General features: G+C 40.8%; 22 protein-coding genes. 8 read left to right on the forward strand and 14 right to left on the reverse strand.

Features of this window, described 5'->3' with window-relative positions; genetic code table 11:
* The first annotated feature begins 416 nt into the window (after positions 1–416).
* Positions 417–1,127, forward strand: a complete 711-nt coding sequence (locus ACSLUK_RS12370) for a substrate-binding periplasmic protein (protein WP_448548971.1) — start codon at positions 417–419, stop codon at positions 1,125–1,127.
* A 254-nt stretch (positions 1,128–1,381) separates the two neighbouring features.
* On the opposite strand, the gene ACSLUK_RS12375 is transcribed toward ACSLUK_RS12370, so the two are convergent.
* The 4 genes from ACSLUK_RS12375 to rplU form a co-directional block, all read right to left on the reverse strand.
* Positions 1,382–5,410 (reverse strand): zinc-dependent metalloprotease family protein, encoded by a 4,029-nt coding sequence (locus tag ACSLUK_RS12375; protein ID WP_448548972.1) that lies wholly within the window; start codon positions 5,408–5,410, stop codon positions 1,382–1,384.
* Between the two features lie 319 nt (positions 5,411–5,729).
* On the reverse strand, positions 5,730–6,887 hold the full coding sequence (gene cgtA, locus ACSLUK_RS12380; RefSeq protein ID WP_448548973.1) for an Obg family GTPase CgtA: 1,158 nt from the start codon (positions 6,885–6,887) through the stop codon (positions 5,730–5,732).
* A 201-nt stretch (positions 6,888–7,088) separates the two neighbouring features.
* Positions 7,089–7,346, reverse strand: a complete 258-nt coding sequence (rpmA, locus tag ACSLUK_RS12385; RefSeq protein ID WP_448548974.1) for a 50S ribosomal protein L27 — start codon at positions 7,344–7,346, stop codon at positions 7,089–7,091.
* Between the two features lie 18 nt (positions 7,347–7,364).
* On the reverse strand, positions 7,365–7,676 hold the full coding sequence (gene rplU / locus ACSLUK_RS12390; protein ID WP_448548975.1) for a 50S ribosomal protein L21: 312 nt from the start codon (positions 7,674–7,676) through the stop codon (positions 7,365–7,367).
* A 257-nt stretch (positions 7,677–7,933) separates the two neighbouring features.
* Here rplU and ispB point away from each other — a divergent pair, with 257 nt between their 5' ends.
* Positions 7,934–8,905 carry an octaprenyl diphosphate synthase gene (ispB, locus tag ACSLUK_RS12395; RefSeq protein ID WP_448549094.1) on the forward strand — a complete coding sequence of 324 codons (972 nt, stop codon included), beginning with the start codon at positions 7,934–7,936 and terminating at the stop codon, positions 8,903–8,905.
* Positions 8,906–8,943: 38 nt separating this feature from the next.
* On the opposite strand, the gene ACSLUK_RS12400 is transcribed toward ispB, so the two are convergent.
* Together ACSLUK_RS12400 and mdh are read right to left on the reverse strand one after the other, a co-directional pair.
* Positions 8,944–9,741: a substrate-binding periplasmic protein gene (locus ACSLUK_RS12400; protein ID WP_448548976.1), complete on the reverse strand. Its 798-nt coding sequence runs from the start codon at positions 9,739–9,741 to the stop codon at positions 8,944–8,946.
* Positions 9,742–9,893: 152 nt separating this feature from the next.
* Positions 9,894–10,829: a malate dehydrogenase gene (gene mdh / locus ACSLUK_RS12405; RefSeq protein WP_448548977.1), complete on the reverse strand. Its 936-nt coding sequence runs from the start codon at positions 10,827–10,829 to the stop codon at positions 9,894–9,896.
* A gap of 190 nt (positions 10,830–11,019) precedes the next feature.
* Between mdh and argR the strand changes: the two genes are divergently transcribed.
* Positions 11,020–11,493, forward strand: a complete 474-nt coding sequence (gene argR / locus ACSLUK_RS12410; RefSeq protein ID WP_448548978.1) for a transcriptional regulator ArgR — start codon at positions 11,020–11,022, stop codon at positions 11,491–11,493.
* A gap of 62 nt (positions 11,494–11,555) precedes the next feature.
* Here the strand turns inward: argR and ACSLUK_RS12415 are convergent, their stop codons facing one another.
* The 3 genes from ACSLUK_RS12415 to glnK form a co-directional block, all read right to left on the reverse strand.
* Positions 11,556–12,479, reverse strand: a complete 924-nt coding sequence (locus tag ACSLUK_RS12415; protein WP_448548979.1) for a Dyp-type peroxidase — start codon at positions 12,477–12,479, stop codon at positions 11,556–11,558.
* A gap of 140 nt (positions 12,480–12,619) precedes the next feature.
* Positions 12,620–13,885, reverse strand: a complete 1,266-nt coding sequence (gene amtB / locus ACSLUK_RS12420) for an ammonium transporter AmtB (RefSeq protein ID WP_448548980.1) — start codon at positions 13,883–13,885, stop codon at positions 12,620–12,622.
* A gap of 9 nt (positions 13,886–13,894) precedes the next feature.
* The gene (gene glnK, locus ACSLUK_RS12425) at positions 13,895–14,233 is read right to left on the reverse strand and encodes a P-II family nitrogen regulator (protein WP_448548981.1); all 339 of its coding nucleotides are present in this window, start codon (positions 14,231–14,233) and stop codon (positions 13,895–13,897) included.
* Between the two features lie 244 nt (positions 14,234–14,477).
* Here glnK and ACSLUK_RS12430 point away from each other — a divergent pair, with 244 nt between their 5' ends.
* Positions 14,478–15,164 (forward strand): potassium channel family protein, encoded by a 687-nt coding sequence (locus ACSLUK_RS12430; protein ID WP_448548982.1) that lies wholly within the window; start codon positions 14,478–14,480, stop codon positions 15,162–15,164.
* 47 nt (positions 15,165–15,211) lie between these two features.
* Here the strand turns inward: ACSLUK_RS12430 and ACSLUK_RS12435 are convergent, their stop codons facing one another.
* A complete protein-coding gene (locus tag ACSLUK_RS12435) occupies positions 15,212–16,057 on the reverse strand; it encodes an HDOD domain-containing protein (RefSeq protein ID WP_448548983.1) in 846 nt (281 codons plus the stop codon).
* A 185-nt stretch (positions 16,058–16,242) separates the two neighbouring features.
* Positions 16,243–17,088 (reverse strand): DUF2797 domain-containing protein, encoded by an 846-nt coding sequence (locus ACSLUK_RS12440; protein ID WP_448548984.1) that lies wholly within the window; start codon positions 17,086–17,088, stop codon positions 16,243–16,245.
* Positions 17,089–17,232: 144 nt separating this feature from the next.
* On the opposite strand from ACSLUK_RS12440, the gene ACSLUK_RS12445 reads away from it, so the two are divergent.
* A complete protein-coding gene (locus tag ACSLUK_RS12445) occupies positions 17,233–17,496 on the forward strand; it encodes a GIY-YIG nuclease family protein (RefSeq protein ID WP_448548985.1) in 264 nt (87 codons plus the stop codon).
* A 146-nt stretch (positions 17,497–17,642) separates the two neighbouring features.
* The gene (locus ACSLUK_RS12450) at positions 17,643–18,359 is read left to right on the forward strand and encodes a DUF3581 family protein (RefSeq protein ID WP_448548986.1); all 717 of its coding nucleotides are present in this window, start codon (positions 17,643–17,645) and stop codon (positions 18,357–18,359) included.
* Between the two features lie 64 nt (positions 18,360–18,423).
* Here ACSLUK_RS12450 and ACSLUK_RS12455 read toward each other — a convergent pair whose 3' ends face one another.
* The gene (locus ACSLUK_RS12455) at positions 18,424–18,654 is read right to left on the reverse strand and encodes a PGPGW domain-containing protein (protein WP_448548987.1); all 231 of its coding nucleotides are present in this window, start codon (positions 18,652–18,654) and stop codon (positions 18,424–18,426) included.
* 224 nt (positions 18,655–18,878) lie between these two features.
* Complete coding sequence (locus tag ACSLUK_RS12460; RefSeq protein ID WP_448548988.1) at positions 18,879–19,424, reverse strand: hypothetical protein; 546 nt, start codon at positions 19,422–19,424, stop codon at positions 18,879–18,881.
* Between the two features lie 276 nt (positions 19,425–19,700).
* On the opposite strand from ACSLUK_RS12460, the gene ACSLUK_RS12465 reads away from it, so the two are divergent.
* Both ACSLUK_RS12465 and ACSLUK_RS12470 read left to right on the forward strand, forming a co-directional pair.
* Positions 19,701–20,552 carry a DNA ligase gene (locus ACSLUK_RS12465; protein WP_448548989.1) on the forward strand — a complete coding sequence of 284 codons (852 nt, stop codon included), beginning with the start codon at positions 19,701–19,703 and terminating at the stop codon, positions 20,550–20,552.
* A 12-nt stretch (positions 20,553–20,564) separates the two neighbouring features.
* Positions 20,565–21,188 carry a LysE family translocator gene (locus ACSLUK_RS12470; protein ID WP_448548990.1) on the forward strand — a complete coding sequence of 208 codons (624 nt, stop codon included), beginning with the start codon at positions 20,565–20,567 and terminating at the stop codon, positions 21,186–21,188.
* An 82-nt stretch (positions 21,189–21,270) separates the two neighbouring features.
* On the opposite strand, the gene ACSLUK_RS12475 is transcribed toward ACSLUK_RS12470, so the two are convergent.
* Complete coding sequence (locus ACSLUK_RS12475; RefSeq protein WP_448548991.1) at positions 21,271–22,158, reverse strand: class I SAM-dependent methyltransferase; 888 nt, start codon at positions 22,156–22,158, stop codon at positions 21,271–21,273.
* Positions 22,159–22,236 lie beyond the last annotated feature (78 nt).

The raw sequence follows: 22,236 nt of genomic DNA on the forward strand, positions 1-22,236 counted from the left end.
GACATTAGAACAAACGAAATAAGTGTAGATATAGTTGTTCTACATTAAGCTTATTTTGTGCAGTTATCATGTTGCCCATGCATTCCCAAAGGGCGAGTTTTAAAGGCTTATATGCGGCGTTATTGATTTTAACAAGGGAATAACCATTCTTTGCAATCAATGCCTTGCCTCTAAGCCTTTAAACTCTCGCTAAGTGAGCAATCTCTTATACGGATTGGTATTAATCAACAGCATGTGTAAACAGGGTGACATGATAGCATGACCATCAAGCATTCAACAATTTTGCTTTGGCCACTTATCTTGCACATGCTAGATCGTAGAATTTTGATAACGTGAACTTTTTCATAGACGCTATACTTTCTCTAAAGCAATTGTTAGACATATATATTCAATTCACTATGCATAAGCCATTTATATTGTTTTTAATTATCCTGCATGCATTTTTTGGGGCACTGAAAACTGAGTCTGCTGAAGTTGCGCAGCTTGGTACAAAAGTAGAATGGGAACCGTATCATGTGAATACCCCAGAGGGTGCTGATGGCATCGCTGTTCGTGCAGTTTCATGTATTCTTACTAGAATCAACCAGCCGTTTCAAATTAACAAAATGCCCTGGGCCAGAGTTCAAATCGCAACACAACATGGGCAACTCGATGGCTTTTTCGCGGCTTCACAAAACAATGAGCGTGATACTTACGCAACACTGTCTGATTTATTCATTCCACAGCAACGTGTGTTTTACTTCAATAAGCGCATGCTTAAGCACACCGCTGAAAGTTATGATATTGATTTCATCAAAAAGCACGTAAAAGTGAGCGCACGCAATGGCTCAAATGCCCTGCATTCAATAGAAAGTTCAGGCTTCATGGTTGAATCACACCCTAACACGCAACATCAACTGCTGAATATGTTAGATACTGGCCGAATTGAAGCGGTACTTGAAAACTCGCTCGTGTTTGAGAGTTTGATAAAAGAGAGCAACAAGGATATGGCAGATTATTTACAGGTTACCTACCAAATGAAAAACATGGGCGTATATTGGAGTCATAAATATCTAACCGATAACCCTGAATTTCTCGCTCGGTTTAACCGCAATATTGTGCCTTGTGTCGGACAAAAACTTGAATAGCAATAGAATATAACGGCCTTGCCACAACCACTTGAAAGGTTTATTCAACCACGCGAAACACTTCCCAACGTTGCGTTCCCGAAACTACATGAGGCTCTAAATTAAGGCTCCATTCTTTACGCGCTTCAACTTCACACGAATGACCAAGGTTGAGTAAAAACCAAAGACAATTACACGAGAGTAATTCATGTAATTGCCTTTTCAATCAATTCCTTTTTAGATTATTGCAAGAATGCTAAACACTATTGCATTCTTTATTTCGCCTTGCTCTTAAATAGTCGAATCACCATTGTCACCAACAATAATACCAGGACTATTCGATCAGTAGAGCCACCTCCGCCAGCACTGTTTGAACTTGATTCTACAGCAGGGAGGGTTGATCTGCTTGCATCTAATGGATAGGCATCATTACTGTCAACAACACCGTCATTATCATCGTCAGAATCTGCATTGTTGCCTATTCCGTCACCGTCCGTATCAACAGACTCTGATGCATCTAGTGGAAAAGCATCACTACTATCATCAATACCGTCATTATCATCATCGGTATCTGCATTGTTGCCAATTCCGTCACTATCGGTATCAACAGATTCTGATGCGTCTAGCGGAAAGGCATCACTACTATCTTTAACACCATCATTATCATCGTCATAATCAATTTCGTTTACAATCCCGTCTCCATCTGTATCTATACATACATTTTCTACTTCTGGTTCAGGATCTACGCTATCTATGAGGCAATCATTGTCATCGTTATTATCTCGAAAATCCAAAATACCATCGCCATCTGTATCATTAACACCAAAAATATCTGCTGGTAGTTTGTCGACATGTGTAAATTCGTTAAAAACGCTATTAAGCTCTTCTCCGAGACCTAGTATATAAGGGTAATAGTCCATGGATTTTCCAGCAACCCACAACGTACCGTCGTCTTTCAAAGCATAGGTAGCATAATCTACTGAGTATGTATCGACCCATTTAGCATCGCTATTTACAATGCTTAGCGCGTTATAAGCTCCTTCACCACGCCCAAGTATGTAGGTGTTGTATTTCAATGACGACGTATAAAGCTCGCCGTTTTCCGTCACCGCTGCAAATCCACCAGGTGAGGATGAGTAATCCAACCATTTTTGCTCGTTGAGCAATGTTGGTAAGCTATAATCTGCAAATTCCCCATCTATAAAAATACCTGTTCCCCACACATAGAGACCAGATTCGGTGTTAGCATATCCTCTCCAAAGATCACCCGATACACGTGTAACTTTCTCAGGAATACTAACAGGTGCCATTTCCCCATTTGATCGTGCTCTACCCAGGCTTCGTGTATTACTTCCCATACTCCAAACCTTCCCACTATCGTTGAGATATAGCGTAAGCCCCTTTAATCTAGTTGAACTGTCCCAGTCATATAGAGCATTTAATTGAATCGGTTCATTTTCAAGCTTTTCCCAATCAAACGAATCTAAATCCCAATTCCATGGGCGAGAATCACCTATAGACCATAAGCTACCATCAGCTTTTCTTAAAGCAACGCCAACTATGTTTCCTGAATAGCTAACATCTCCCACGCTTTCAAATATTGCCACCCAATCTCTATCAGTACCGATCTGTTTGGGCTCCCAAGCATATTCTCCCTGTGAGGTTTCATTCCCCAAAAACCAAGATTCATCCACTTTCCACAACGTTCCGTCAGACTTTAAGAGGATTACCGAACGGTTCAGTTGAGCGGCACTTACCCAATCGCCTTCCAGAAGTAACGTTGGCTCCTTGATATCTTCGGGTTCACCATTAGCCGCAAACTTGCTACCCCATCCCCATATTTGACCACGATGGGTTAACAGCAATCTAAGCTGGTTATGGCCAAAAATATATTGTTGGTGCTCTGCTTGAAGGTGTGGCAGAGGCTTTATGGTTACATCCGTACGGTAGACATCGCTCGGCATATTTTCATCGCCATTGGCAACCAATCGGCTAGTTATAACAAAGCTATCTTCATGACCATCATTGGTTGAAACATAGGTAAAGGAATCACCTTCAATACTAATAGAACCAAATAGTGGCATTTGAGTTAACTCAAATGCGAGTTCATCACCATCAATGCTATAACCTGGCAACAAACGTGTTAGTGGCTTACTTCCATCCACGTAAAGTGTTAGTTCTTCTGGCACTTTAGGTGCATTATAAATGCGTCTGTCTATTTCTATAACAACACGCTTACTTGTTAACAGTTCACCATCAAATGCTGTAACAATAATACTACTTGAGCCATGTAAATTGTGTTCTAAATCAACAGTTAAATTATTGCCTGTAATACTAATATTCTTATTTGAAATGAATGACTCATTTTCAGAGTAAGCTTTAACAATCAGATCATCAGTACCGGCATCATCACTGACATTAAATTCGATTGAGCCGCTCTCTCCTTGGGGTATAGAAAAAACTTCATCAATTTGAATCTCGGGAGGATTATTGGAGTAGCCGCTAAACTGAACAGGAACAATTTCTTTGGTATTTCCGGCATTAACAACAATAATGGCAGAAGCTGAAATCTCTTTAGTGTTAACAATTGTTAATTGATAACTATTTTCACCTACCGTTTCTACATTAACAGTCAACCAATTACTCGCATTTTCTTTGACTATTGATGCAGAAACAGTAGTTGCAACACTAGTTGTAAAAGGTATCGTGATTACAGCGTTTTGATCTTTAATATGTTGCGGAGCTATATCAGAGACATGGATGCTGACTTCACTGGGATAACCTACTTCTGCTAGCGTAGGTGCAGAATATACGCGTGCGCCATGATCGTAATCTTTGTACGCACGAACCCAGTAGCAGTATTGCAGTGCAGTATGATTTTCGATTTGCAAATAATTACTTGTCGTTGTCTCAAACGATTCATACACATCATGAAAATCGGGACAAGTCTCATTAAGAAATCGCCTTTTTATCTCATAGCCGTCCGCATTAGGCACATCTTCCCACGTTAATTCAACACGTTGACTTGCAGAACCTTTGCTCACATGAAAATTATGTGGATACCCTACGCCATTGTAATTTGCCGCAACTGCCGCAGTTTCGTTCAATAAAAAACTGTTATTTGCCGCTTGTAGATCTTCATTAGCAATTCCTGATGGGTTGCCTTCGTATTCTACATTTGGGTTTGAATAATGAGTAATCTCCGTACAGCTAATGTTGTTGTCGTTACATTTATCTGTATAAGACATTAGTGTTCGAAATCTATTTTCTGTATCTACGAAGCCATAAGCGAAATCTTCTGTGCCACCATCTTCTACATACCTATCGTGGCGTGCGCCTAAGTTGTGCCCTATTTCATGCGCGAATGTTAATGTACCCGCACAGTTAGGTACAGTGGCACCTACAGCATATCGTGACTCATTCCAACCTGTGCTATCAGTAGTGTAAAATGCTACACCACAAACCCATCCAACGTTTCCACCATAAAAATGTACTAAATCGGCATCATACTTTTCACGCATTTCATCCATACGTTCAAAATTGCCGGTACGATAAAGCATGTCGTATAAATTATGTTCGGTACCAACGTCTTCAATTTCAATAAATCCAGCTAATGTATATGTGGCGTCAATATTGGAGTTAACCAATGCCTGGTTTGCATCAGCAAAATCGATTTCAACCAAGTCTTCTAAGTTAGGGTAGTCGTTGATAGCGTCACTGCTGTAGTAGACAAGAATTCTTACGTCGCTGTTTTCAGTGAACCCATTTGGCAATTCTGTTTGAATGGTTTGCATTCCTGTCGAATTATAAGACGCGGATGCTATGCTACTTTGATTGCTTCTATCTTGTTTCACGCCTTTTCTACTGCCGTAAAACTCATCAATATTCGTAGGTAATACGTCAGTACTCGCTTGAAACTCCGATTTATCAAACTTTTCTAGAACCGTTTGACTATTTGCAGACGGACGCAATAGCCACATGCCTTCTTGCGTGCGTATGCTACCACTTGTACCATGTTTGGACTTAACCAGCGTGATCGAACTATTATTTCCGCCTTCGCCTATCCAAACATTTTGATTTTTGTTGGTTATGTAACTTCTCACTTGCTGAAAATTAATATCACCAAATTCGGGAACATTAATACTCAGAGCCTTTTGCTGGGCCAGCGAATGTACTTGCTTCGATAGTTGAATTTCAAAAGTCTTGTTATCGATTTTTTTAGCGACTTTATAAAGCTGAATGCTTTGACTGGCGTGAGCTACCAAAGGTAATAGTAGCGTTAAAACGAATAAATACAGCCTCACTTTTATTCCTTAATCCTTATGAGTAATTTTTATCCGCCGTAGTATAGGCATCCACCTATATCATTACAATAAATTTCACAATTGTTCACTTTGTTTTAACAGCGGGAATTGGCATAGCCTAATGTTGAGGATACTTATCCGAGTGATACTATTCACTATTTTACTTTAATAGTGCTAGCTCCGGAAAATATGTGGCAGATGGGTGTGTTTTGTGCACTTAAAAGTGCTATCCACCTAAAATGAAAAATGCCAATCAGAAACTGACTGGCATTACATCAATAAGGTATACTTCTAAATGGTTTGAATACTGATAACCAAGCTACTTGCGGTACTCTACTTCGACGTCGTAATCGTCTTCGTCCCAGTCTTCATCCCAATCGTCGTCATGATCATCAACGGCGTCTTGGTGATAAGTATCCCACTTGAATTCTACCGCTTTATCTTCTGGTGCTTCTTCTTCAATATCACCTGGAATAGTTTCAATGAAGCTCATCAACTCATGGCATAGCTTCTCGGTACCCATCTTATTGAATGCTGAAATCGCATGTACTTCACCTTCCCAATTTAGTTCAGATAAAATCCTTTGTTTCAGTTCTTCAGCTTCTTCATCAAGCAAGAGATCAAGTTTGTTCAATACTAACCAACGAGGCTTATCAGCAAGCTTTTCGGAATGCGTTTCCAACTCATTAATAATAGTTCTGGCACTTTCTACCGGATCTGAACCATCAGGTGGCATTACATCAACGATGTGAAGCAATATACGACAACGCTCTAAGTGCTTAAGAAACTGCGTACCTAGGCCAGCGCCATCAGCAGCCCCTTCAATAAGTCCTGGTATATCGGCAATAACAAAGCTACGTTGTGAATCTAATCGTACAACGCCTAAGTTAGGAACTAAAGTCGTAAACGGGTAATCAGCTACTTTAGGTTTAGCCGCTGATACACTGCGAATAAGCGTAGATTTTCCGGCGTTAGGCAAACCAAGTAAACCAACATCGGCTAATAATAAAAGCTCTAGTTTTAGATTACGTATTTCGCCGGGCGTGCCATCTGTTTTTTGGCGAGGTGCGCGGTTAGTACTGCTTTTGAAGCGCGTATTACCTAGCCCGTGCCATCCACCTTTAGCCACCATCAGTTTTTGCTTGTGCTTAGTAAGATCACCCAGTTGTTCTTCAGTATCAACATCGACTGCACGTGTACCAACAGGGACCTTTAAATACAAATCGTCTGAGCTTTTGCCAGTACAGTTTCGGCTTTTTCCATTCTCACCACGTTTAGCACGATGAAAACGTTCAAATCGATAGTCGATAAGCGTATTTAAGTTCTCATCAGCAATAAGGTAAACGTCACCACCATCACCGCCGTCACCGCCATCGGGTCCACCAAATTCAACATATTTTTCACGGCGAAAGCTGACACAACCGTTGCCACCGTCTCCAGCTTCTACTCTTATTTCAGCTTCATCTACAAATTTCATCGTGTTTTCTTAACACTCCAGGTAATTATCTATGTCAGTGAGGACATTATACGCGAATATTATTACTTTAGCCTGAGACGATTTAACAATTGCTTGCGATCAGTCAATAACACCAATTAATACAATAGGCGATATGGGGATAAATTATCAAAAAAAAACCCTGCGTTCAAAGCAGGGTTTTTAATTTCGTACTAAGTACTGTTATTCAGCAACAATACTTACGAATTTGCGGTTTTTAGGACCTTTAACTTCAAACTGAACCTTGCCGTCAGTTAAAGCAAATAATGTGTGGTCTTTACCGATACCCATGTTGTCACCAGCGTGGAACTTAGTACCACGTTGACGAACAATGATGTTACCAGCTAAAACTGATTGCCCACCGAAACGCTTAACACCTAAGCGTTTGCTTTCTGAATCGCGACCGTTCTTGGTACTACCTGCTGCCTTCTTATGTGCCATTTTATAATGCTCCTAAAATTAGCCGTTAATACCAGTAATTTTCACTTCAGTGAACCATTGGCGATGGCCCATCTGCTTACGTGAATGCTTACGACGTTTGAACTTAACAATCTTAACTTTGTCACCACGACCTTGAGTTACAACTTCAGCTGTTACTTTACCGCCGTTAATGTATGGTGCACCAACGTTAATGTCTTCGCCGTTAGCGATCATTAAAACGTTGTCAAACTCTACAGTTGCGCCTACTTCAAGTTCTAACTTTTCAAGGCGTACCGTTTGACCTTCAGTCACACGGTGCTGTTTACCGCCACTTTGGAATACCGCGTACATAGCTACTCCGTACTGCGTCACTAATTACTTTGACGCTTAAATTTAAAAATATAGGGCGCGAATTCTACTGTAAGATGCGACCATAGGCAAGCCTAATTATAACTAAATAGTAATTTTTTTGTGCAATTTTACTTTAGTCCCTTTTAGCCCTACATTATCTGCCAATTTCGTGTAAAATTTGCGGCAAATTTTGTCATCACCCCTGAAAGCTGAATTAAGTGTCGAAGCAAATGTCTAATAACAACTCCCAAGCCACTATGAATATCCAGGACATCCAAGCGTTAGCTGCTCAAAATATGACGGCAGTGAATGAGCTTATTTATGCGCAATTACAGTCAGACGTTGCGCTAATCAATCAACTGGGCGTTTATATAGTTAATAGTGGTGGGAAACGTATTCGTCCTTTATTGGCTGTTCTAGCGGCAAACGCATTAGGTTATAACGGCAAGCATCATATCGATATTGCTGCAATCATCGAGTTTATTCATACCGCCACATTACTACACGACGATGTGGTTGATGAGTCTACCATGCGCCGAGGTAAAGAAACGGCAAACGCTTTATTTGGTAATAGTGCCAGTGTGCTAGTGGGCGACTATTTATACACTCGCGCATTTCAAATGATGACACATTTAGATCAAATGAAGATCATGGACATTTTGTCTGATGCTACCAATAAAGTTGCAGAAGGCGAAGTATTACAATTAATGAATTGTAACGATCCTGACACCACCGAAGAAAGCTACATGCAAGTTATCTACTGCAAAACGGCAAAGCTTTTTGAGGCTGCGACACGTTTGGCTGCTGTAATTGCAAACCAATCAGAAGAAGTTGAATACGCCTTGCAGCAATATGGCATGCACCTTGGTACTGCGTTTCAGTTGGTTGACGACATTATGGACTATACCGCTGATGCAAAAGAAATGGGTAAAAACGTAGGCGACGACCTCGCTGAAGGCAAGCCAACATTACCATTGATTTACGCAATGAAACAAGGCAATGAGCGTCAAGCGCAATTGATTAGAGATGCTATTGAGCACTGCAATGGTATGGACAATTTGACCGAAATTATAGCGGCAATGGATGAAACGGGCTCATTGGCATACACACAAGAAATTGCAGAGCAAGAGGCTAATAAAGCAATAGCTGCGCTTTCTATATTACCTGAATCACCGTATAAAAATGCACTGGTTTCTCTGGCGCACATCGCGGCCAATCGCACTAATTAGGTTGTATCATATTTACAACTTCACAACGCGTTAATGCTTTAGCGCGTTGTTTGAGGCAAATAACGACGCCAAACTTGCTCAAGCTTCCCCTGTTTTTGCAGCCTGTTTATGGTAGCTTCAACCAATGAGATCACACACTCTGGCGTATTTAAGTGAAATACATAATTCGTGTAGGAACTATCGTTTAATACTTGTAAAGTTCGCGTCGCGCCACCAGTTATCGCAAGCTTTTGGTATTGAAAGCTAGCAACATCTTCTGCATAGGCAATAGCATCCACTCGCCCATGCACCAACATCCTCAACATGCTAAAGGCTGACGTTGTTTCAACCTGTTTTGCACGGATACCATTTTCATCCAGCATATGCTGACCAATATCATCACGCACCACCGCAATATGAAGCTGATCTATTGGCTGTGAAGCCAAATAATCATAACGCTCATCAAGCACAATTATCGACACCTTAGTAATGACAGGTAAAGGCACTAACTTGAATTTATGCAAGCGTTCGGGCGTATTTACCATGGAAAATGCGGCATAGCTATCATCTAATTCCAGCGTTCGATACAGCCTTGCCCAAGGTACGACCGCGATATCACGTAGTTTAAATGGTATCGCGAGTTCCTGATATATCATCGCCAAGGTATCAGTGAATATTCCGGTTATATTCCCTTCGTGATCAACATAATTGTATGGTGGGTAATCTTCCGCGAGCCATTGATAATGCTTCAGATGATCTTTTGCTTCGCTGATAGAGCAATCATTCGCAATGTGCGTATTGGCAATGGCATTTCCCATAGCCAAGCAAAATAAGCCAATAAAACCAATTAGTCGCATGAAGCCCTCTAGAGTTATCTTTTCATATTAAGTGTAACCTAGACTCTGTAACTAGGTAAGCTTTTGGTTCTGTTATTTTGCCAAGTTGCGAACTAGTATGCTAGACATAAAAAAACCGCTCAATGAGCGGTTTTTATTAGCTATGCCATAAATTAGCCGTTAATAAAATCAACACCTTCTTGGATGTCTTTTTTCAACGTCTCTAACATGTCATTTTTAGCTTTTTCTTCGAATGCGCTTAATTCGCCGTATGACAAGATTTCTTCAACACCGTTTGTACCTAAGCGTACTGGGTGTGCGAAGTAGTCTGCATCACCGTTTTCAACGGCCACGTAAGCGTAATCAACAACGCTTTCACCTTGCAGGCCTTTAACCAAAGACATACAGAAACGTGCTGCTGCAGCGCCCATAGATAATGTTGCTGAACCACCACCTGCTTTAGCGTTAACTACTTCTGTACCAGCATTTTGGATACGAGTTGTTAATGCTGCAACTTCTTCATCAGAGAAGTTTGCGCCTTCAACTTGAGAAAGTAATGGTAAAATAGTAGTACCTGAGTGACCACCAATTACAGGAACCTTAACGTCAGCAACGTTGAAGCCTTGGTTTTCAGCAACAAAAGTTTCAGCACGAATAACGTCAAGCGTTGTTACACCGAATACACGATTTGCTTCATAAGTACCTGCTTTTTTGAATACTTCAGCAACAATTGGCACAGTACCGTTTACTGGGTTAGTAATTACACCAACAAGCGCTTTAGGACAATTTGCAACGATACCTTCGGCTAATGTTTTAATAATGCCAGCATTTACGTTAAATAGATCAGCACGATCCATGCCTGGCTTGCGCGGCATACCTGCTGGAATAATAACGATATCAGCACCAGACAAAGCTGACGCTAAATCATCAGCACCAAAGCCTTCTACTTTAACCGCTGTAGGGATATGTGATAAATCTACTGCAACACCTGGAACAACTGGTGCAACGTCATACAACGCTAGTTCTGAACCAGCTGGAAGGTTATTTTTTAATAGTAAAGATAACGCTTGACCGATACCACCAGCAGCGCCTAAAACAGCAACTTTCATTGGATGTCTCCGAAATTTGAGTAATTACTTGAATTGTGGGTTGCCAAAAGATATAGCATCAGCAACCAAAAAACAATGGTTATTCTATATCTCATGACATACAGAATAGCGTAAAATTTGTTTTGTGGAATAATAGTTAGGTATGATAGTACGAAATACCTCAATGGCACCTACAACAAAGCGGTAGAAAATGACTGGACAACAAAAACAAGAAGCGTTGATTCAAGCGTTTAAAGACTTATTAAAACAAGAGCAATTTGGTTCGCAAGGTGAAATCGTTGACGCTTTAAAAGCGCAGGGATTTGACAATATTAGTCAATCAAAAGTATCTCGCATGCTCAGTAAATTCGGTGCAGTGCGTACCCGAAATGCGCGACAGGAAATGGTTTATTGTTTACCGGCAGAGCTTGGTGTGCCAACAGCCAAAAGCCCGCTAAAACAGCTCGTATTAGATATCGAGCATAACGAAGTGATGATCATCATTCGTACCAGCCCTGGGGCAGCACAACTCATCGCGCGTTTACTCGATAGTTTAAGTAAGAGTGACGGTGTTTTAGGTACCATTGCAGGGGACGATACTATCTTCATTGCACCGACAAATGTAAACGAAATTAAACAAACGATTGGAAAGCTCGAAGAACTTTTTTCTAAGAATCTCGCGTAAATTGCAAATTTAAAGGTCGACGTTGTATTTACTTACAACGTCGCTCATTTAAGCCAGCTCAACTATTCTGCTAATCGGTTCAAAAAATTAAGGCTTGGCGCAAAAAACGATGCGCCCGTTTCTGCTTGCGTGTACTTTAATAAATGATCAAAGTTACCTTCATCGTCTGAATTGATCATGCTTTTTAGCATCAATTTAAATGGTTCAGGTGAATGACAGTAAGACACAAAAAACAACCCTTGCATCTTCATATCACCGTAAGGCATGCTTTGACGCAATATTTCAATGCTATTGCCTTGCTCATCTTTTAAATTAACTCGCTTAATATGAGAAGTCGCTGGTTTGTTTTCGCTAGTATATTCTTCATTGTCAATTTTGGTGCGCGCGATAACGTCTTCTTGCTCTTTGATTTCTAAGGTATTCCAAAGGTTGAGATTATGGCGATAGCGTTGAATATGTAGATAACTCCCCCCCGCAAAATCAGCATCTTCTTCTTCAGCGACTAAAGCAACTTCGCGTCTATGCCGACCTCTAGGGTTTTCAGTGCCATCAACGAACCCAGTTAGATCACGACCATCTAAGTACCTAAACCCTCTCACCTGTTCAGCTAATTCTACGCTGTCATCAAGTAATGCGGTGACTTTGCCTGCCACAATGTGATTAACGTCAGCCCTGTCACTTCGAATTTCAATATACAAGTCATAGTTCACCGACGGTGCAACACGATCATCACACTCAATTTCTGTAAACGGTTCTAAAGAGTTGGGTCTGGCGTGAGGGTACAATTCATCCCAATAGTTTGCGCCAATCGCAATTACACCAGTCAAATTGCTTTCCGAAAATCTGTCAGCATATTTGTCAAATAACGCGGGTAAACGCGAAAGTGCCTTCTTAACATGGGCGTTCTTGTCGTCCATTACATTAAAAAGTAAATAATACCCATGTAAACTCGGCTCTGCGCAAATACCAAATTGTTCGCGTGCCATTTATTCCCCACATTATTGCTCTTGTAATAACCTAATTTTACACAATTTTCTGCTATTAGCAGCAGTTGATGACATAAAAATGAAAAAAGCTCATCTTAATGAAAAGATGAGCTTTGAAAAATAGTTAGACTAAAGGCTATTTAGCCACGCGTAAACTCAGGGTACGCTTCTAAACCACAGTCAGCTTTATCAACACCTTCGTATTCTTCTTCGTCACTTACACGAATACCCATGGTGATTTTTAACACGTACCAAACAGCAAGGCTTGTAATAAATACCCATGCAAAGATAGTAGCCGCACCAATCAATTGTCCGCTAAAAGATGCCGCGTCATTTGTTACTGGCACCAACAATAAGCCAAATAACCCTACAACACCATGCACCGAAATTGCCCCTACAGGGTCGTCAATTTTGATTTTATCCAGTCCGACAATCGAGACAACCACAATTAAACCTGCAATTGCACCAAATAATGTTGCTTGCAAGGCCGTTGGTGTTGACGGCTCCGCTGTTATGGCAACCAAACCGGCTAATGCACCATTTAACGCCATTGTTAAGTCGGCTTTTTTAAACAGTAGCTTCGCTAACGCTAGCGCAGCAACAGCACCGCCAGCGGCAGCGGCATTAGTATTAAGAAACACCATTGCAACGGAATGTGAATTGCCAATATCACCAAGCTTTAACACTGAGCCACCATTGAACCCAAACCAGCCCATCCACAAAATAAATGTGCCCAGTGTTGCCAATGGCAAATTAGCTCCAGGAATGGCGTTTACTCGACCGTCTGCACCGTACTTGCCTTTACGTGCGCCAAGTAATAATACCCCTGCTAAAGCTGCGGCAGCGCCCGCCATATGCACTATTCCCGATCCAGCAAAGTCTGAAAATCCTAAATCGCCCAATGTGAACAAACCAAATACCGCGTTGCCGCCCCACGTCCAGCTCCCTTCCATAGGATAGATGAATGCTGTCAGCACTACGGTGAAAGCTAAGAAGGCCCACAACTTCATGCGCTCCGCAACGGCACCAGACACAATAGACATTGCTGTAGCAACAAATACTACCTGGAAGAAAAAATCAGACGCTTTTGAATAGATTGCGCCTCCCGTAAAACCATCTTCACGCTCGTTAAACTCTTTGAGTACTGCCTCAGCATCTACTGCTTCAATGCCCGACAAGAAAAAGCCACCACCGTACATAATTTCATAACCACAGGCTAAATACATGATGCAGGAAATTGAATAAAGCGCGACATTCTTAGTTAATATTTCGGTGGTATTTTTTGCGCGAACCAAACCAGCTTCAAGCATTGAAAAGCCAGCAGCCATCCACATAACTAAAGCACCACACACTAAGAAATAAAAAGTATCTAGCGCATACTGCAAGTGAAAAATTTGTTGTTCCATAAGTGCCTCCTAGATAGCTTCTGCGTCGTTTTCACCCGTACGAATACGTACGGCATGTTCAAGGTTGTATACGAATATTTTCCCGTCACCTATTTTTCCGGTGTAAGCAGACTGAGTGATCGTTTCAACCAAGCGTTCAACCACATCGTCATTTACGGCAATTTCTAATTTTACCTTTGGTAAAAAATCCACTTGATACTCGGCACCACGATATAACTCGGTATGCCCCTTCTGACGCCCAAACCCCTTAACTTCACTGACCGTTAACCCTTCGATGCCAATTTCTGAAATTGCTTCTCTAACATCATCAAGCTTAAACGGTTTAATAATTGCGCTGATTAGTTTCATTATTTACCCCTATTATCGTTTTCTATGACTATTCAAGGCGCATGCCAAACAAAAATCACTCCATTAAACAATTAGTTAAATAAAACCAAGTTAAGAGTTGCAATCGAATTGCACAAGCTTGGTGCATCAATAACGAGCAATGTATTGATGTAGTGCAAGTAGTCTAAATTTAAATTTCGGTAGGATTTTTCGGAGGTATTGGCTAAATTAGGTTTATTAAGAACAAGTTAGAATTGGCAGACAAATGACGACCAAAGACAACTTCATCTATTTAACGATTGCTTTGTCCACATTGTTATTGGGAATGGCACTCGCTCAGCAATTTTTTGCACCGTCAGCACAGCGACTAATGCAATCAGCGACAGTAGTAACCTTACTTGCCGTTGTTTGGGGGGCACAGGAAGAAAATTTCGTATTGCGTAAGGCGTTAGTTTTCCCTCTCGCTATTATTGTTAGTGCCTTAGGTGGCTATTGGCTAGACAATGCCAACCTTGAATATGCACACTTAGTCTTGATGCTCATCTTTTTTATCCTTACGGGATATCAGACAGCCAAACAAGTTCTGTTCACAGGACGAATTACCCACAATAAAATTTTAGGGGCAATTTGCCTATACATGCTTCTCGGTTTGATTTGGGCACTATGTTATACATTGCTAGAGCTTTCACTACCTAACGCGTTTCGTGGATTATCAGCTAACCCTGCTTGGTATGAACTCTTGCCAACATTCGTGTACTTTTCTTTTGTAACGCTAACCACCTTGGGCTTTGGCGATATCACACCTAATATACCGCTTGGCCAGTTTTTAGTTTATATGCAAGCAGTCGTTGGTCAATTATATTTGGCGATTTTGGTAGCAAGCTTGGTGGGTTCGAGGCTATCCGCGATGCAGGAATCTAAAAGCCATTCCGCTGAACAAAAAGACGAGTAACGCGATTACCTCAACGCTTGAGACAATCGCGAACTCGTTATTCTAGTTTAATATATGACAACCGCGCTGGGCTTGAGTACGGCGAGAATACCTAGTCGCTCCATATCGCAAAACTCACCCGCAGCCTTTAAAATCTGCTTATCAACATTCAGTGCCGTCATCGCCTCTTGGGCAATCAACTCACTATGCTGCAAATGTTTATGTGAATGGTCCAACATCATGGCGCGCTTTGCAACGTACAACAATTGTGTTTCAACTGTGGCATGCTCGAAATCTTCTTCATTTTGAAAACGAATAGGTTCTACCAAGCTATAAGGCAATTGCCATAGCTTTAACAGTTCTCCGGTACAATCAGCATAAGTAAAATCCAATAGCTGTTTTTGACGCTGCCAGGGCATTTGCTTATCTGACATTTCGTTAAGTTTATTAAACTCTTCTGGCGAAAATTGCTGAATAACAAGCTCACCAATATTATGAAGCAAACCAAGAATAAATAAGCGCTCAGCATTAGGAATACGTAGTTTGGTACCTAAGAATTTGATAATTAATGCACAATCTACACTTTGCTCCCAAAACTCTTCCAAGTAAGCCGGATCAGCATCAAGCGATTTAAATGCCTGCGTTGTAAAGTATGCAATAACCAGATTGTAAACTTCGGTTATTCCCAGTACTAATACCGCCTTAGAAATCGTATCAATTTTTCCGGGATAATTAAAAAACGAACTGTTTGCTAATTTAAGTATGGTCGCAGATAGCGCGGGATCGAGTAAGATCACGTCTGCAATATCATCAATTGTCGATGCTTCATCATCAATCAGTTCCTTGATTCGGATAAAAGAATCTGACAGAACAAATATCTCACTCGCTTTTTCAGCGTAATCTAGAGCATCCATAGTTATTTCCGAATTAAAACACTATTAAGTTAAGTATAAGATTTACTTAGATATAACGATAAATTCACACAATTGCAAATCCGATACAGGTACTTTCTTAATTATAGCGACTATTTTGAATACCCTTTGAATAATTTAAACTTCAAAGGGTAAGTGCTAGTGCAAAATTATTGTTGGTCAGATTATTATTCAGCTTCGTAGGAAGCACTAATTTGATATGAAGTGAACTTTCGCATGTTAATGACACCCGTATCAAACATAAGATATTGCCCTTTAATCCCTAGTAGCGTACCCGATACTTGTGGTGTTTTGTCGAAATTGAACGAGCTAATCTTTTCAGGAAAATTTAATACCGGATAGCGAATATTGACAATATCACCATCGAGCTGCTCGATATCATTAGCAGGGTTTGTCGAAATTACCTGACTTAGCGCTTCTTTTATTTGTGGAATAAGCTCGGCTGCGTAGGTTTTCAAATCGACATCGTCATTATTTCCTTTTAGCATCGCACGCCAATTAGTTTTGTCTGCAATGTGTGACGCAAGCGCAACTTCTATCAAGCCAGATTGTAATCTCGTATTTACTTTGAAAATGGGGAGTGCCTGTGTTGCGCCCTGATCAATCCAACGAGTTGGCACTTGTGTATGACGCGTTATACCGACTTTTATGCCAGAAGTATTTGATAGGTAAACAAAGTGTGGGATCATGCAGTTCTGTTCACCCCACTCGGGTTCTCGACAAGTGCCCTTAGCATAATGGCAAGTTTCTGGCTTCATAATGCACATGTCACACTGTGCCAATTTTTGCATACAAGGATAACAATACCCTTGTGAATAACTCTTTTTGGTTTTTCGCTGACAATGTAAACAGTTAATTTCACCATGAAAATCTAGCGTTAATGATTTGCCTATCAGTGGATTAAGCTCAATCCGCTGCTCTCCGATTGGTAGTGAATACTGCACTTGGTTTTGATCGTCTAGCGTACCGATCATTTTTTTCAACGCACCTATTTCGGTGGTAACTATAGCCATGGACTTTCTCTTTTTTCGTTATGCTGAATATGTATCTTTTTATTAGATTTATGTCTGATACGAATTGCTCAGTCATAATTTACCAGAATTTATGTATTAAGTTCATTATACTGTGGGCGTTTCATTGAAGAGGTTATCCCAAATATGTCGTCAAACTGGTTTGTTTACATGCTGCGCTGTTCAGATAATAGCCTCTATACGGGGGTGACAACAAATATCGACCGTAGAGTGACAGAACATAATGAATGTAACAAACGCGGGGCAAAATATACACGTGTGCGCCGACCAGTTAAATTGGCCTATAGCTTAGCATGCACCTCTCGCTCTGAAGCAAGTCAACAAGAATACCAACTCAAGCAACTTACTAAACAACAAAAGGAAAAATTAGTAAGTGATTACTTTTCGTGACGACTATAAAAATAAACACAAGCGTTAGCTGAATTGTCGACAAAGACTGGTCTGCTGAGTCAAAAAACAAACACTTTATGTATGATTTATTACAATACTCCTGATAAAATGCCGCGATTTTATTTAGCACATGCGTAGTACGATTCATGTTTTTAGAAAGTTTTTGCCAGCAAGCAAATGGCACAATCAGTTTTACCCGAGAGCAAGCAAGTAAATTTGCAAAAGAAGTCGCTGACGACTTTAACCCATTGCACGATATAGATGCCAAACGATTTTGTGTGCCTGGTGACCTATTATTTTCTCTTGTATTAGAGAAATCTGGCCTATCTCAAGATATGTCATTTACCTTTTCTGGCATGGTGACCGATGGTATAGAACTTACGTTTCCAAGTGAAATAAACGATTCAGCGGTTGTAGCTGATGAAAAAGGCAAAGAATATGTACGCGTAGCGGCTTCTGGTGCGTTATCACGCGATGCAGCTACGATTGAAGCGCTAACTAAAGCGTATGTTTCATTTTCTGGCCACACTTTCCCTCATATTCTTGTGAAGTTAATGGCCGACAATAATGTCATGATAAACCCAGCGCGCCCAATGATCATGTATGAAAGCATGTCAATTCATCTGGAAGACGTAGCGTTTAATGAAGTTGCTCTTTCTTTGGCTGAATCTAAGTTGGTTATTGACGGCAAACGCGGTACAGCAGATCTTATTTTCGACCTTATCTCCAATGGTAAGAAAATCGGTTCAGGTAAAAAGCATATGCTATTAAGTGGCCTACGCCCATACGATCAAGCAGTAATTGACGAGATTGTTGAAGGCTACTCTAAGACCAAAGCTGATTACATTGCAGCTTTGAGCTAAAGCGGAATTGTTTATCATAGAAATGGCGTCTTTAGACGCCATTTTTGTGTCTGATTCAATATTACTAGCGATGTTTTCTCTTTAGCAACCAGCGGTCTAACTTTCGCGCGCTACGACTCATCATACGCTGGCTACTTCTTAACCAAGCTTTCGCTCTAGGATCATCTATGCTCAAAATAGCCAATCCCAGTGGTAAAAATAGAAAGGCAGGGCCTGGGAGCAAAATAAAAATCGCACCAACAACAACTAAGAACCAACCGAGTGAAAATCGAACAAACTTGGGTAACTTATGCATTAATGGCCTCTTCGTAAGTTTTGTATATTAAGCTTTTGATCTAATAAGCAACATGTACGCCAAACAACCAATCTTTAAATTTCAACACCTTACAAACACAACTCAACTTTTAGTGTTTTCAACAATGGTTATTTTGGCCAATTATTACGTAAAATCACGATAGCATAATCAGTTTGATTGATTGATGGATTGATGAGTATCTCAAGTAGTTCAGTGTTTACTTTTTAATTTTGCATGCTCAAGAATTGCTGCTGTGATTGGCGTTCATGTTCAATACAAAAAGCGAATACTTGGGTACTCTTAGGCCTTATGCACTTTTTTGGGCGTTGATAAAAATCTAACCAAGCTTGTTGGAGCCTCATAGGGATTGCACTCGATACCGAAACTGTTTTGGCCAGTATTAACTGGTTATCAGATAAGCCATTGTTTACTTTCTGTTGCCACGCCTGCGCCGTCTGTTTCAATTTACTTGCCCGCGGTTTAGATTGTTTATTACGTAATTGGTTTTGCTTTTTGCGCTTCTTTTTCGTTTGGGGCTTGTATTTGCCTTGCTCACATCGCTGCCATGACTTAAAAAGAGTAAGTTCATTGGCTAGCTTGCGATTGCGCGATTCGCCGCGGCCTTGGTGTTTCAGCGCTTTCTGTTGATTTTGATACTGACGTTTTAAAGACTCACATGCTTTTTTGCCCGCTAGCGCCTGTGTACTGACTAATAATCCAAGTAGGAATGCAATGATTGCGATAGCAATTTTCCGTTTAGTTAAATTCATGATGACATCCTGTCAAATTCGCTAAAGTATGTTTTCGTACCAATTCATACGAAATTTTGAGTCTAGTGTATGTCAGTGGGATCTCAATCATTCTGTTAATCTATTTCGTCATAAGTAATTCATTTTCAATCCTTCGACAACTGAACAGGCGACTATACTTCGTAACTTAATGCGTTTTACAGCAATGGTGGATAAGGATTATCCGCTGTATCAACGATTTGATTTATAACTGCAATCATCGCCTATGCGACCGTTTAAGAATGCAAGGATGCAAAAATGACATTGAATATCATGCTACTGTTGCTGCTACTTGGCCAAAAGCCGATCAGCAGCCAACCGAACTCATTATCAACTCCACCACCAATCCAGCTCGCCACCACGCCACGTGAAATCAACCATATTGAACATTATTGGGTTAGCGAAAAACTTGACGGTATGCGCGCTTATTGGGATGGAAAATCACTATACACCCGTCAAGGCAACCCAATTTTCACGCCAGAATGGTTCATCAAAAATTGGCCTAAAACGCCTATGGATGGTGAACTATGGAGCCAGCGAAATCATTTTGAGCGTATTATTTCATGTGTTCGACGTAAATTAATTGAGCCATTATGTTGGCGACGACTGGCCTTCTATGTTTTTGATATTCCAACGAGTGACAAAGTATTTGGCCAACGTATTGAACACATGAAAGGCCTTGTAGAACATGCATCGAATCCACATCTAAAGATGATCGAACAATTTAGAGTAGCAGACAACGACTCATTATATGCGCTATTAGATTTTGTTGTATCACACGGCGGTGAAGGCCTGATGTTGCACCATGAACATGCACGATATCATGTGGGACGTAGCCAGCATTTACTAAAACTAAAACCGTATCAAGACGCCGAAGCCGTTGTTGTTAAACACATTCAAGGAAGAGGAAAATACACTGGCTTACTAGGCGCAATGCTGGTGCGAACCCCTGAAGGAATAGAGTTTAAGATTGGTTCGGGCTTTAGTGACCAACAACGCAGCGAACCTCCTCCAATAGGAGCAATCATCACTTATAAATATGTTGGTAAAACTGCGCGAGGTGTGCCAAGATTTGCTAGTTTTCTAAGAATCAGGCAGTACAAGCATTAGGCGGTAATTATCATGGAATTTCATTTGTGGTTGTCATTGGTGACCATCTGTATTTTAGGCGCACTTTCACCAGGGCCAAGTTTAGCAGTAGTGATTAAGAATACGTTGGCTGGCGGCGCAAAACAGGGCTACGCAAGTGCAATCAGTCACGGCATTGGCGTAGCACTTTATGCCGCGATTACAGCGACAGGCATTGCTGTAATTATTGTGCAATCTCCTATGCTATTTACATTCATTCAATATGCGGGTGCTCTCTTTCTAGTGTATTTAGGGATTAAAGCGTTGATGAGCAAAAAGCAATCGCTGCCTATTAACGATGAAAATGCACAAACCCGTGCTGATGCGTCACAAATAAATGGCTGGCGTGATGGTTTTCTTGTGGCATTTTTGAACCCTAAATTGGCGATCTTTTTTCTCGCATTATTTAGCCAGTTCGTCGATGCTGAAGCAACGTATCTACAAAAAGTAATCATGACACTCACGGTAGGTACAATTGATGCCCTATGGTACGTATTTGTGGCATTTTCTTTGTCGAGAGGCCCTATTCTCAATAAGCTAAAACGCAACAGCCATATAATCGATAAGATAACTGGCGGATTCTTGATTATGTTGGCGGCAAGGGTTGTAATCAACTAGATTATTCCCCCTAAAGCACTTGTTCTCCATTCAGCATAGCTATATCACAGCTGTGCTGATGTTCAATTCACTCGATAAAGAATTATGCACCATATCTAAAATGCAATGCTTTAAGGCCCTTGCCTTGATGAGCTTCTTTGAAAACGTCGGGATTTTCAATCTTGCCTTGAAAGATACATTCAGGGCATTCTCTGGCCACTTCTGCCAACAAAAATGCTTCATCTAAATCAGGGGAATTTAAACACAATAATACGTCACCATTGGGCACGAGCAACTCTGGAATACGTTTGATAATTTTTTTGTAATCACGCTCAATGTTGACACTGCCCTTTTGAAATGACGGCGGATCACAAACCAAAATGTCGTACGGCCCATGCTTTTTCAGTCGACTATAAGATTTGAAAATATCCACGCCTTCAAACTTAACCTTGCTAAGGTCATGTCCGTTGAGCTTATGGTTTTCCCTACCTTTTGCCAATGACGATTTGCTCATATCAATATTGACCACCTTGTCTGCCCCACCTTCAATAGCAGCAACCGAAAATGCACAAGTATAAGCAAATAAATTAAGCACACGCTTACCCGACGCTCGTTGCCTCAGCCAATCTCTGCCATTTTGCATGTCTAAGAACAATCCATGGTTTTGGGCTTTTCCTAGTGATATCGCAAACTTCATCTGGTTTTCGCTAACCACTATATTAGTAATCGCCTCGCCCCAAAGCGTTTCAATGGGCCCTTGCTGACGACACCGGTATTGAACTTGGATTGATTTGCAGGTATTCACTTGGTCACGAATTGCCTCAACCAGTGATGACAACCAGTCTGCAGCTACTTCCTGATAGAGTGTAATGAGTACTACTGGCGAGAACCAATCTATATTAACGTGTGACAGCTCTTGATAGGCGTGACCTCGCCCGTGAAAAAGCCGCTGACATTGCTCACTGTGGTCGTAAAATTGAAACTCAATCATCTTTCTACTTAATGAATAATTACAAGGAACAAAAAACCGCATCTATGATGCGGTTTTAATATTATACCAATTGAATTA

It is taken from the genome of Thalassotalea fusca (assembly GCF_053485835.1).

Bases quoted from the DNA above. Each gene is read 5' to 3' on its own strand.
- ACSLUK_RS12435 (WP_448548983.1), bottom strand. From the start codon at position 16,057: ATGGATGCTCTAGATTACGCTGAAAAAGCGAGTGAGATATTTGTTCTG.
- amtB (WP_448548980.1), bottom strand. From the start codon at position 13,885: ATGGAACAACAAATTTTTCACTTGCAGTATGCGCTAGATACTTTTTAT.
- ACSLUK_RS12415 (WP_448548979.1), bottom strand. From the start codon at position 12,479: ATGGCACGCGAACAATTTGGTATTTGCGCAGAGCCGAGTTTACATGGG.
- ACSLUK_RS12460 (WP_448548988.1), bottom strand. From the start codon at position 19,424: ATGAATTTAACTAAACGGAAAATTGCTATCGCAATCATTGCATTCCTA.
- ACSLUK_RS12470 (WP_448548990.1), top strand. From the start codon at position 20,565: ATGGAATTTCATTTGTGGTTGTCATTGGTGACCATCTGTATTTTAGGC.
- rpmA (WP_448548974.1), bottom strand. From the start codon at position 7,346: ATGGCACATAAGAAGGCAGCAGGTAGTACCAAGAACGGTCGCGATTCA.
- ACSLUK_RS12430 (WP_448548982.1), top strand. From the start codon at position 14,478: ATGACGACCAAAGACAACTTCATCTATTTAACGATTGCTTTGTCCACA.
- ACSLUK_RS12445 (WP_448548985.1), top strand. From the start codon at position 17,233: ATGTCGTCAAACTGGTTTGTTTACATGCTGCGCTGTTCAGATAATAGC.
- ACSLUK_RS12465 (WP_448548989.1), top strand. From the start codon at position 19,701: ATGACATTGAATATCATGCTACTGTTGCTGCTACTTGGCCAAAAGCCG.
- cgtA (WP_448548973.1), bottom strand. From the start codon at position 6,887: ATGAAATTTGTAGATGAAGCTGAAATAAGAGTAGAAGCTGGAGACGGT.
- glnK (WP_448548981.1), bottom strand. From the start codon at position 14,233: ATGAAACTAATCAGCGCAATTATTAAACCGTTTAAGCTTGATGATGTT.
- ACSLUK_RS12440 (WP_448548984.1), bottom strand. From the start codon at position 17,088: ATGGCTATAGTTACCACCGAAATAGGTGCGTTGAAAAAAATGATCGGT.
- ACSLUK_RS12450 (WP_448548986.1), top strand. From the start codon at position 17,643: ATGTTTTTAGAAAGTTTTTGCCAGCAAGCAAATGGCACAATCAGTTTT.
- ispB (WP_448549094.1), top strand. From the start codon at position 7,934: ATGAATATCCAGGACATCCAAGCGTTAGCTGCTCAAAATATGACGGCA.
- rplU (WP_448548975.1), bottom strand. From the start codon at position 7,676: ATGTACGCGGTATTCCAAAGTGGCGGTAAACAGCACCGTGTGACTGAA.
- ACSLUK_RS12455 (WP_448548987.1), bottom strand. From the start codon at position 18,654: ATGCATAAGTTACCCAAGTTTGTTCGATTTTCACTCGGTTGGTTCTTA.
- argR (WP_448548978.1), top strand. From the start codon at position 11,020: ATGACTGGACAACAAAAACAAGAAGCGTTGATTCAAGCGTTTAAAGAC.
- mdh (WP_448548977.1), bottom strand. From the start codon at position 10,829: ATGAAAGTTGCTGTTTTAGGCGCTGCTGGTGGTATCGGTCAAGCGTTA.
- ACSLUK_RS12475 (WP_448548991.1), bottom strand. From the start codon at position 22,158: ATGATTGAGTTTCAATTTTACGACCACAGTGAGCAATGTCAGCGGCTT.
- ACSLUK_RS12400 (WP_448548976.1), bottom strand. From the start codon at position 9,741: ATGCGACTAATTGGTTTTATTGGCTTATTTTGCTTGGCTATGGGAAAT.